The organism is Clostridium sp. chh4-2 (assembly GCF_002899675.1).
Classification (GTDB): Bacteria; Bacillota; Clostridia; order Lachnospirales; family Lachnospiraceae; genus CHH4-2.
Window position 1 is genome coordinate 131,498 of record NZ_PKUU01000019.1, and the last position, 10,400, is coordinate 141,897.

The window sequence follows — 10,400 nt, forward strand, 5'->3', positions numbered from 1 at the left end:
TGCGGCAGAATGTGAGGAGAATATGGAAGAAAATCAAAATGTTATCATAAAAACAGAAGGCCTCACCAAGCAGTACGGTTCAAAGACAGCGGTTTCAGACTTAAACCTTTGCATCAGCCAGGGCGAGGTATTCGGTCTGCTGGGTCCCAACGGAGCCGGAAAGACCACCACCACCCTGATGCTTTTGGGGCTCACGGAGCCTACGGAGGGAACTGCATATATTGACGGAAAGAATTGTACCAGAGAGGCGATTGAGGTAAAAAAGATCGTGGGATATCTGCCGGACAGCGTAGGATTTTATTCCGATATGACGGGCCGGGAGAACCTGCGGTTTACGGGGAGGCTGAACGGCCTTTCCGAAGCCGTGATTGATGAGCGGATTGACAGCCTGCTGGAAAAGGTGGGAATGACCTATGCGGCGGATCAGAAAGCCGGAACCTATTCCCGGGGCATGAAGCAGAGGCTTGGGATCGCGGATGTGCTGATGAAAGATCCGAAAGTGGTTATCATGGATGAACCCACGCTTGGAATTGACCCGGAAGGAATGCGGGAACTGATGGCCCTGATCCGGGAACTGGCGGAAAATGACGGGAGAACGATTTTGATATCCTCCCATCAGCTCTACCAGATCCAGCAGATATGCGACCGGGTGGGGCTGTTCGTGGAAGGACGGCTGATGGCCTGCGGCAGGATCGAAGATTTGGCAAAGCAGATGCAGCAGGAAGGCCGCTATGTGCTGGAAGCAGCCGCATTTCCCGACAATGCAGGATTTAAAAAGCTTCTTACGGAAATGGGGAATGTGGAGCAGGTGGAACGGGAAGGCGATTTCTATGTAATCCGGTCCATTTCAGACATCAAAAGGGAGCTTTTGAGAAAATGTCTGGAAGAGGGATATACGCTGCAGCACCTGCGCCAGCGGGGCAATGACCTGGATGAAATATATAGACGATATTTTGAGAAAGCAGGGCAGATAGATGGAAATGATAGTGAAAGAAAAAATAAAGCATTTATTTCCTTCGGAAGGAAATGATTCCGGCCGCATCCAGGCGGGCTGCGGCCTGGCGGCGCTTTACCGGAAAGAGATGGCGGACCACATCAGAAGCAGGCGTTTTCTCATCGTGCTGGCTCTGATCTTGTTAACGAGTTTTGCCAGTATCTACGGCGCGCTGTCCAGCCTTCAGAGTGCAATTTCAACGGATTCGGATTTCATTTTCCTGAAGTTATTTACGCTCAGCGGAAATTCGATTCCGTCCTTTACGGCATTTATAGCGCTTTTAGGGCCGTTTGTGGGGCTGACGCTGGGATTTGACGCGATTAACAGCGAACGTTCAGAGGGAACCTTAAACCGTCTGGTGGCCCAGCCCATCTACAGGGATGCGGTGATTAACGGCAAGTTTCTGGCCGGGGCCACCATTATCCTGATCATGGTATTTGCCATGGGGCTTACCATAAGCGCCATCGGGCTTTTGGCAACCGGAATTCCGCCGGAAGGGGAAGAGGTTGGCCGTCTGTTCGTATTTCTCTTGTTTACGGCAGTTTATATCTGTTTCTGGCTGGCGCTCTCCATTCTGTTTTCCGTTATATGCCGCCATGCGGCCACATCCGCATTGGCCGTGATCGCCATCTGGATCTTTTTTGCGCTGTTCATGAGCCTGGTGGTCAATATTGTGGCAAACTCCCTGTATCCCATCAACCAGATGGCTACGGCGAAGCAGATTCTTGGAAATTACAGCTGCCAGCTGAATTTAAACCGGCTGTCCCCGTATTATCTTTACAGCGAGGCGGTTTCGACAATCATGAATCCCAGCATCCGTTCCATGAACGTGATTACCCCGCAGCAGCTTTCCGGCGCGATCACCGGATATCTGTCCCTGGGACAAAGCCTGCTTCTTGTATGGCCTCATATGACAGGGCTGCTGGCCATTACAGCCGTGATTTTTGCCGGTTCCTATATCAGCTTTATGAGAAAGGAAATCCGCAGCAGATAAAGAAACAGGCGATTGGGCATAGATTTTTGCCGGAAATTGTTATGGTACAGAAAAAATATGAAATATCTATGAACAATCGAGGGAAAATATTGACCTTACAGTCAGGAAGGATGAAAATATAGAAAAAGGCAGGCGGCAGTTTCCCTGCGGAATGAGAGGAAACATGAGAGTTCTAATCGTGGAGGACAATGAAAGGCTGGCCGAATCGATCCAGGATATCTTAAAACAGATCTGGTACGATGCCGACATCTGCACAGACGGGGTGAGCGGAGGGTATCAGATGATGGAAGGCGCTTATGACGCGGTGATCCTGGATGTGATGCTGCCAGGCAAGGATGGAATTACAATTTTAAAAGAGGCCAGGGCCAAAGGATGCCGCGTGCCGGTGCTCATGCTCACCGCGAAAAGCGAAGTCGAGGATAAGGTGGCAGGGCTGGAAAGCGGGGCGGACTATTATCTGACCAAACCATTTGATAAACAAGAGCTTTTAGCTGTGATTAAGACGGTAGTCAGGCGGAAAGGGGAGATTCTCCCCGACTGCCTGACTTATGGTGATTTAACCCTGAATCAATCCACCTACTGTCTTTCCGGCCCGGAAAAGAGCATTCAGCTTGGGAAAAAGGAATATGACGTGATGTGGATTCTGATGTCCAATAAAGAGATGGTGGTGTCCAAAGAAACCCTTCTCAACAAGATCTGGGGCGCCGGTTCGGATGCGGTGGAGAATAACGTGGAGATCTATATCTCATTTTTAAGAAAAAAACTGGATTTTTTGAAGACAAATGTGATGATTGTAACCATGCGCCATTTCGGATACCGGCTGACCCGGAAGGAAGAAACTGTTTGATAAGGTGTGGACAGGGTGAAATGAGGAGATAACGTGAAAGAGATAGTCAGGCTGCGGATAAAATTTATGTTGTACAATATGATCATTGTGACAGTGGTAATCGGAGCCGCTTTTTTTGCCGCTGCATTTTTGGTGAAAAACAGGATTATGGAAGAGAGCAATTCCCTTCTCTCCCGGGCCGCCGAGGAAGAAGCAGGCGCGCTGATCTTCGAAGTATCGCCCCAGGTGAGAGTCCCCTATTTTACGGTGGTCGTGGATCAGGACGGCATGGTTTTCTTAAATGAAGGCGCCTACAATTCCTTCCCGGACCAGCATTTCCTGGAACAGATTGCCAGAATGGGGCTTACCGGCGTGAACGACAGAGGCGATCTGGAAGAATACCACCTCCGGTATCTGAGAATCAGCCATCCCCTCGGAATTAAGATCGCATTTGTGGATACCTCATATGAGGATTCCATCAGCAGCAGCCTGCTCAGAACCAGCGTGATGATATGCGGCGCCATCTGGGTCTGCTTCCTGATCCTATCCTATTTCTTTTCAAAATGGGCGGTCCGTCCGGTGGAAGAATCCGTCCGCATGCAAAAACAGTTTGTGGCAGACGCATCCCACGAGCTGAAGACACCTCTGACCGTTATTATGGCAAACACGGAGCTTTTGGAAGAGCAGTGCACCGGAATCTCCCCGGATGTGGATAAATGGCTCCATAACGTCCATCAGGAGAGCATCGGAATGCGCTCTCTGGTGGAGGACCTTCTGCTTCTGGCCAAAAGCGAAGTGCTGCTCCAGAATCCATGTGTAAAAGAAACATGCAGTTTAAGCGATCTGGTTATGGAGGGAATCCTCACATTTGAACCCGTATTTTACCAAAATGAAAAGAATCTGGATTACGAGATCGCAGACGATATCCGAATGAAAGGCAATCCGGAGCAGATCCGCCAGCTGATGAAGATCTTTTTGGACAATGCGGTGAAATACTCGTCTCCACACGGAAATACCAAAGTGGTTCTGGAACGGTTTTCGAAAAGAAAAGCCAGGCTTTGGGTGAAGAGCGAAGGGACGGCCATTCCGAAAGACAGGAGAAAAGCCGTTTTCAGAAGATTTTACCGGGGAGATGAAGCCAGAAGCGGGCAGGGTGGCTATGGGCTGGGATTGGCGATTGCCCAGGGGATTGCCAGAAACCATAGGGCCGGGATCGGCGTGGAATATATGGATGGGATGAACTGCTTTTATGTCGATTTTAAAATAATTGTATCGCAATAGGGGGGAGGATATTATCGAATTTACATGAAGGGTGAAGGCATTTTCGAAAATGCCTTCACCCTTCATGTAAATTCTGATAATATCCTCACCCCTTACTTTGAATCCATGCCACAAAAATAGAAAAAACCAGGAAAATGGTAAAATTTGGAATAAATGAACATTAGAAACCTAAAACGAACATAAAAACATCTTGAAATTAGAGAAAATGTAGTATATAATAACGGTTATAATTAACAAATTCAGAAAAATTTACAAACAAAACAAATTTATGAACTTGTTATGAATTATAACGATCATTAATGAGAAAGGGGAGGTGGAAATGTTAATAGGTGATTTGGTAAGGAAAAACCGGGTGTGCTTTCATCAGGAGTTTTCCAACTGGGAAGATGCGGTTAAAGCGTCTTACCAGCCGCTTTTGGAGGACGGAACGATTGAACCGTGCTACATCGATCAGGTAATTGCCAGCATTAAGGAACTTGGACCATATATTGTGCTGGCGCCCGATATCGCCATGCCGCATACGACCATGGGGGCGAAAGGGGTAAAATGCTCAGCCATCAGTTTTATGAAAGTGTGCCGGCCGGTTCATTTTACGGAAGGGAATCCTGAGAATGACGCCAGGCTGTTCTTTTCTCTGGCGGCTCAAAATCCGGAGGAACATTTGTTGAATATGCAGCAATTGGCGGAGGAATTGATGACTGAGGGACTGACAGAGGATCTTCTGTCATGTGAATCGGAAGAAGATATTTTGAAATTGGAAGAAAAGTACGGGCGGTAGGTTTTTCCAGAAGGGAAAGGGGTTACATATGATTATTTTAGATTTTATATTGAATCAGCTGCTCCGGCAGCCGGTCATCTTTATCGGTTTATTAGTTGCGCTTGGCAATATTCTGGTGCGGAAGGGATTTGTACAGGTGGTCAGCAGCGCGTTCACCACGATGGTAGGGCTGCAGCTGATTATATTTGGAGGAAATCAGTTCGGCGGATTGATTTCGCCGATTACGGATGCGATTAAAGAAGCATACGGAATCCAGGGATACGTGATGGACCAGGTGGTAATGAATTCCGTGGCCATCAACGCCCTTACGGACGCAGGAATCTTTCAGTTCGTGGGATACGTATTTTTAATCGCATTTGCAATCAACCTGATATTGGTTTTATTGGGGAAATATACAAAGGTGCGCGGTCTTTTCCTTACCGGTAATGCAGGCGTATCCCATTCCCAGGCGATTCTCTGGCTGGTATTCGCTTATTTGGGAAGCCTTGGCAACACTCTGGTTGTCATTATCGCCGGAGTTCTGGTAGGTATCTACTGGTCGTTTTCCACCACATTGGCAATTAAGCCGGTGGATAAGATTACGGACGGAATGGGCGGTTTTACCATCGGACATAACCAGACCTTAGCATTTTGGTTCTATTCCAAATTCGCTCATCTGTTTGGCGATCCGGAAAAAGACAATGCCGAGAATTTAAATCTTCCCGGCTGGCTGGCGATTTTCGATAACAACGTAATCGGCGTTGCCATTATCATGTCCTTATTCTGCGGCGGCTTTCTGCTGACTTTGGGATGGCAGGGCGCAAAAGCGGTTGCAGGCGGAACCAATGTGCTGATTTATATCTTCATGATCGGCATCCAGTTTTCCGCATTTATGGTAATCGTGCTTCAGGGCGTCCGCATGCTGACAAGCGAGCTGACTACAGCTTTCCAGGGAATTCAGGAAAAGATCGCACCCAATGCGGTTCCTGCCATCGACGTGGCGGCTATTCTGGGATTTGGACCTACATCTGCAACACTTGGCTTTATGTTCACCACATTTGGAACGATTCTTGCGATGCTGGTGCTGTATCTGGTGAAAAGCCCGGTTATGGTGCTGCCGGGATTCCTGCCTCTGTTCTTTGTAGGAGGGCCTATCGGAGTTTTGGCCAATAAATACGGAGGATGGAAATCCATAATTGTTTGCTGTGTTTCCGTGGGAATTATCCAGACATTTGGTACGGTATGGGCTCTGAGCCTTACCACATTGCCGGGAACGGCCGGTTGGTCCGGGATGTTCGACTTTGCAACGTTCTGGCCGGCTGTCACTGAAGTTTTGAAAGGAATTGGAAGTCTGCTTCACTAAATCATATTAAAATGGAGGGTTAATAATGAAAACGAAAGATCCGAATAAAATACATATATTATTTGTCTGCGGCTATGGCGTAGGAACCAGCGTTATCATGGAAAATAATGTGCGCAAAGCTCTTAAAACGAAAGGAATCGAAGCTGAGATGGAGCATGCATCCGGCGGAGAAGTCAGCTCTTATAAAGGATGGGCGGATATCATAGGAGTTTCCAAAAAGCTGGTCAGCGTGGTGCGGCTTTCTCCGGACGACAATGTTCATGTGATAGAGATTGTCAACCTGATGGATGGCAATAAGATCGCATCACAGATTGAAGAGATTATGAAAGAACACTATCCGCATTTGTTAAAGTAAGGAGTATGCCCTATGAAAACAATCCTTCTGTTGTTTGACAGCTTAAACAGGCGGTTTCTGCCGCCTTATGGCTGTGAAGAGGTGAAGGCGCCCGGATTTGAACGTTTGGGCGAGTGGTGCACGGTATTTGACAACAGCTATGTGGCCAGTATGCCCTGTATTCCGGCGAGAAGGGATCTTCATACGGGAAGATGCCATTTCCTGCACCGGGAGTGGGGGCCGCTGGAGCCGTATGATAAGTCGGTCTTTTCGATTTTGAAGGAGAACGGAATTTATTCCCATCTCATTACAGACCATTACAATTACTGGGAAGAAGGGGGAGGCGGCTATCATACGAAATATAACTCGTTCGAATTCGTCCGCGGACAGGAAGGGGACCGATGGAAGGGAAATGCGGCCGGACCTGAGATACCTCCTGTTTTAAAGGAATTGAAAAGCCACAGCGGAAAAGGTTTGTCCGGTTCCTGGGTGGCCAACTGGGTGAACCGAGAAGAACTGAACCCAGAAGACCCGGATACTTATCCGCAGGCCAAAGTATTTTCCCTTGCAGAGGAATTTTTGGAGAAAAATGCGGATGCGGATAACTGGGTGCTGCAGGTCGAATCATTTTCGCCCCATGAGCCATTTCTGGTTCCGGACCGTTTCAGGCAGGAGTATGAGGACGAATATGAAGGCCCTGTTTACGACTGGCCGCGGGGAAAGCTGGAGGATTTTGAGGACAGCAGGGTGGTGGAACATATGAGAACTCTTTATAAGGCCTCTATTTCCATGAGCGATTACTACCTGAGCCGGCTTTTGGATACCATGGACCGTTTGGATCTGTGGAAGGATACCATGCTGATCGTCGGGGCGGATCATGGGATTCTTCTGGGAGAGCACCGGTACTGGTCTAAAAATGTAATGCCTTATTACAATGAGATCGCCAATACGCCTCTTTTCATTCATGATCCAAGATCTCCCCATCCGGGGGAGAGAAGAAAATCGATTGTGCAGATGATTGACTGGGCGCCCACGCTCTTGGACTGCTATGGAATTCCGGCGCCGGATGAGATGAAAGGGCATTCGCTGAAACCCGTGATAGAAAATGACCGTCCGGTAAGGGACGCGGCCATATTCGGCGTATTCAGCGGCCATGTTAATCTGGTGGATCAGGAACATATTTATATGAGGGCGGCTGTGCCGGAGCGGGCGGATGATATCTTTAACTATACCGTGCTGCCACTGCATATGTTTGCGCCGTTTCGGGAAGATGAGTTGAGACAGATGACATTTGCACCGCCGTTTTCATTTACCCGTGGGTGCGGACTGCTTAAAATACCCTCTAAGGATCTTTATCATGTGGCTGGTTTCGGCAATCTTCTGTTTGATAAAATTCATGATCCCAAACAGCAGAATCCTATTGCTGATCAGGATCAGGAAGAATACTTGTGCAGGAAACTTGTCGCAAAAATGCAGGAATTTGACGCGCCAAGAGAGCAATATTACAGGCTTGGACTGGAAGCGTATCTGCCGGAAAATTGTGCTGAAGCGTCACAAATTTTCTAAAAATGCCTTTCTTGGCGTTTGAACGCTTCGGATTGGAGAAAGAAATGCAGTATACAGAAATTGATTATAAACGTCTCTCGGATGATTATGAAAAGTGGTGGAACAAAGAACTGGACCGTCCCATTTTCAACATTGTTCTGAAAAACGGGCCGCAGTTTACAAGAGGTGAACTTTTGGAATTTGTCTATGACCTGAACCTGCCTGCCGAAGAGGTTATGAAGCTCTATGAAAAACAGTTTTCCGCACAGGACTTCCTGGCCGACGGCTTTCCGTTTTTCTATGTGAGAACTACCGGACTTTTGGGCGTGTTCATGGGCCAGGAGTACGAGGTATCGCCTGCCAACGGTACGGTCTGGTATAAAGGGATGGAGACCGATCCTGAAAATATGCATTTTCAGGTGGATAAAAATCATCCTATGTACCGGAGAATGATGGAGCTGAACGTGAAGTTCCAGGATTATTTTAAGGGAAAAGCAGTGCTTGGCGGAGCAAATCTGGGCGGAGTCTGCGACGTATATCACTCCATCCGGGGAATGGAAAATACAATCTATGATTTAAGCGATTATCCGGATGAGGTAAAAGCCGGCATGAACGAGATTCATGATCAATGGATGATGGTTCAAAAAGAACTGCTGAATGTGATCGATCCCGGGATCAACCACGGCTATACCCATTGGACCGGAATTTTGACAAAGGTGCCGTATGATATGATACAGGCCGATTTAGCATTTTTGGTGGGGCCGGATGATTACAGAGAATTTATCCATCCTTTGATCGTAAAGGAAGCCCAGGCATTTGAGCGCAGTATGCTCCATCTGGACGGCCCTGGATTTATCAAACATATGCCGGACATCTTAGGTATTCCTGAACTGAACGGCGTTCAGTGGATTCCCGGAGCGGGAGCGGCGCCTGTGGGTGAATGGGATGAATTTTACGATATGGTGGATGCTTCGGATAAACTTTTGCAGGTGTTTATTGAAAAGCCGGAGGAGATTCCTATGATTGAAACGATAGTTTCTCATTTTAAAGATCCGTCCAGGATTTGCTTTATCTGTTCGGGGACGGAAGGGGACAGGAAGGCTTATGAAGATGTTTTGAAAAAATGGATAAGGTGATATTTACATGAAGGGTGAAGGCATTTTCGAAAATGCCTTCACCCTTCATGTAAATTGGAGTGACCTGCCTTCCTGGTGTACCTCAGTGAATTTTAATCCGCCAATACAATCTCAATTCCCTTTTCCCGCATCTTACGCAGTTCTTCCGGATCTGCGCTGGAGTCGGTGACCAGAATATCGATATCGGTAATCTCGGCGCTGGTAAAACAGAAGGTGCGTCCGACCTTAGAACCGTCCGCGGCTACAATCTTTTTCCCCTTGCAGCGCTTTAACATCTCTTCATTAATCATGGTTTCCAGATATGCGGAAGTGGTGATTCCGTCATTATAGGTGATGCCGTTGACGCCCAGAACGCAGACGGTGGCGAACACCCGGTTCATCAGATTGGTGGCCAATGCACCGGTATAGGATTTGTTTCGGTTATTATACTCACCGCCTGTAGAAATCAGGGTGGCGGAGCCATCGCCTAAGGCGGAACATGCCAATGCATTGTTGGTTATGATGGTAATGTCCATATTTTTAATACATTTGATCACTTCTAACGTGGTGGTGCCGGCATTTAGAAAAACGGTGTCCTTATCTTTGATATACTGGGAGATCACTTTTGCGATCTGCTGTTTCTGCGTTTGGTTCATGGAACCCTTGTTTTCAAAAACAGGCGCCATCTCGGTGGTTGCAGAAGCTAACTTAGCGCCTCCGTGAAAGCGGACGATGTAGCCTTTCTTTTCCAGAAGGTCGAAATCCCTCCGGATGGTCAATTCTGACATATTTAATATTTTACTGACATCAGATACCTGCAGAGAGCCGTGAGTATTAAAAAGCTCCAGAAGGCGCTGGTGTCTTTTTTGCACTTCGGCCTGACTTTGTTTCATAATTGTTACCCCTTTTATTTGAAGTTTTAAATCTCGATATGTTCATAAAAATAGTAACATGGATTTTATAAAAGAGCAAGGCAAAAGGATATAACAAAAACGATCGTAAAATTAATTTTACAAGACATTTTGCACAGTTATTGTTACAAATCACGGCCCCGGGAACCTCTGCTGTCCGGTCTGGCTCCGGCGGTTTCTATGGCCTTTCCTGTGACTTTGCAGGGCATTAGCAATTCTGCACGTTTAGAAGTGCTTATGCCCGAAACCGGAACAGGAAAGGCCATAGAAACCGCCGGAG

The 10,400-nt window shown here is 47.4% G+C and carries 10 protein-coding genes; 9 read left to right on the forward strand and 1 reads right to left on the reverse strand.

Annotated elements, in window-relative coordinates:
• Window positions 1–22: 22 nt before the first annotated feature.
• The 9 genes from C0033_RS18800 (at window position 23) to C0033_RS18840 (ending at window position 9,230) form a co-directional block, all read left to right on the forward strand.
• Entirely contained in the window at window positions 23–1,030 is a 1,008-nt protein-coding gene (locus C0033_RS18800; protein WP_103229440.1) for an ABC transporter ATP-binding protein, read from the forward strand.
• Window positions 975–1,988 (forward strand): ABC transporter permease subunit, encoded by a 1,014-nt coding sequence (locus C0033_RS18805; RefSeq protein WP_103229441.1) that lies wholly within the window; start codon window positions 975–977, stop codon window positions 1,986–1,988. The genes C0033_RS18800 and C0033_RS18805 overlap by 56 nt, the downstream gene beginning before the upstream one ends.
• Window positions 1,989–2,139: 151 nt before the next feature.
• Complete coding sequence (locus C0033_RS18810; protein WP_347501198.1) at window positions 2,140–2,835, forward strand: response regulator transcription factor; 696 nt, start codon at window positions 2,140–2,142, stop codon at window positions 2,833–2,835.
• Window positions 2,836–2,901: 66 nt separating this feature from the next.
• Window positions 2,902–4,095 (forward strand): HAMP domain-containing sensor histidine kinase, encoded by a 1,194-nt coding sequence (locus C0033_RS18815; protein WP_242984548.1) that lies wholly within the window; start codon window positions 2,902–2,904, stop codon window positions 4,093–4,095.
• 319 nt (window positions 4,096–4,414) lie between these two features.
• Window positions 4,415–4,873, forward strand: a complete 459-nt coding sequence (locus C0033_RS18820) for a PTS sugar transporter subunit IIA (RefSeq protein ID WP_103229443.1) — start codon at window positions 4,415–4,417, stop codon at window positions 4,871–4,873.
• 28 nt (window positions 4,874–4,901) lie between these two features.
• Window positions 4,902–6,215, forward strand: a complete 1,314-nt coding sequence (locus tag C0033_RS18825; protein ID WP_103229444.1) for a PTS ascorbate transporter subunit IIC — start codon at window positions 4,902–4,904, stop codon at window positions 6,213–6,215.
• Window positions 6,216–6,240: 25 nt separating this feature from the next.
• Window positions 6,241–6,570: a PTS sugar transporter subunit IIB gene (locus C0033_RS18830; RefSeq protein WP_103229445.1), complete on the forward strand. Its 330-nt coding sequence runs from the start codon at window positions 6,241–6,243 to the stop codon at window positions 6,568–6,570.
• A 12-nt stretch (window positions 6,571–6,582) separates the two neighbouring features.
• Complete coding sequence (locus tag C0033_RS18835) at window positions 6,583–8,115, forward strand: sulfatase (protein WP_103229446.1); 1,533 nt, start codon at window positions 6,583–6,585, stop codon at window positions 8,113–8,115.
• A gap of 44 nt (window positions 8,116–8,159) precedes the next feature.
• Window positions 8,160–9,230: a hypothetical protein gene (locus C0033_RS18840; RefSeq protein ID WP_103229447.1), complete on the forward strand. Its 1,071-nt coding sequence runs from the start codon at window positions 8,160–8,162 to the stop codon at window positions 9,228–9,230.
• Between the two features lie 92 nt (window positions 9,231–9,322).
• Here C0033_RS18840 and C0033_RS18845 read toward each other — a convergent pair whose 3' ends face one another.
• Complete coding sequence (locus tag C0033_RS18845; RefSeq protein ID WP_103229448.1) at window positions 9,323–10,102, reverse strand: DeoR/GlpR family DNA-binding transcription regulator; 780 nt, start codon at window positions 10,100–10,102, stop codon at window positions 9,323–9,325.
• Window positions 10,103–10,400 lie beyond the last annotated feature (298 nt).

Coding starts and splice junctions, on each gene's coding strand:
- C0033_RS18800 (WP_103229440.1), top strand. CDS start 23: ATGGAAGAAAATCAAAATGTTATCATAAAAACAGAAGGCCTCACCAAG.
- C0033_RS18805 (WP_103229441.1), top strand. CDS start 975: ATGGAAATGATAGTGAAAGAAAAAATAAAGCATTTATTTCCTTCGGAA.
- C0033_RS18810 (WP_347501198.1), top strand. CDS start 2,140: ATGAGAGGAAACATGAGAGTTCTAATCGTGGAGGACAATGAAAGGCTG.
- C0033_RS18815 (WP_242984548.1), top strand. CDS start 2,902: ATGTTGTACAATATGATCATTGTGACAGTGGTAATCGGAGCCGCTTTT.
- C0033_RS18820 (WP_103229443.1), top strand. CDS start 4,415: ATGTTAATAGGTGATTTGGTAAGGAAAAACCGGGTGTGCTTTCATCAG.
- C0033_RS18825 (WP_103229444.1), top strand. CDS start 4,902: ATGATTATTTTAGATTTTATATTGAATCAGCTGCTCCGGCAGCCGGTC.
- C0033_RS18830 (WP_103229445.1), top strand. CDS start 6,241: ATGAAAACGAAAGATCCGAATAAAATACATATATTATTTGTCTGCGGC.
- C0033_RS18835 (WP_103229446.1), top strand. CDS start 6,583: ATGAAAACAATCCTTCTGTTGTTTGACAGCTTAAACAGGCGGTTTCTG.
- C0033_RS18840 (WP_103229447.1), top strand. CDS start 8,160: ATGCAGTATACAGAAATTGATTATAAACGTCTCTCGGATGATTATGAA.
- C0033_RS18845 (WP_103229448.1), bottom strand. CDS start 10,102: ATGAAACAAAGTCAGGCCGAAGTGCAAAAAAGACACCAGCGCCTTCTG.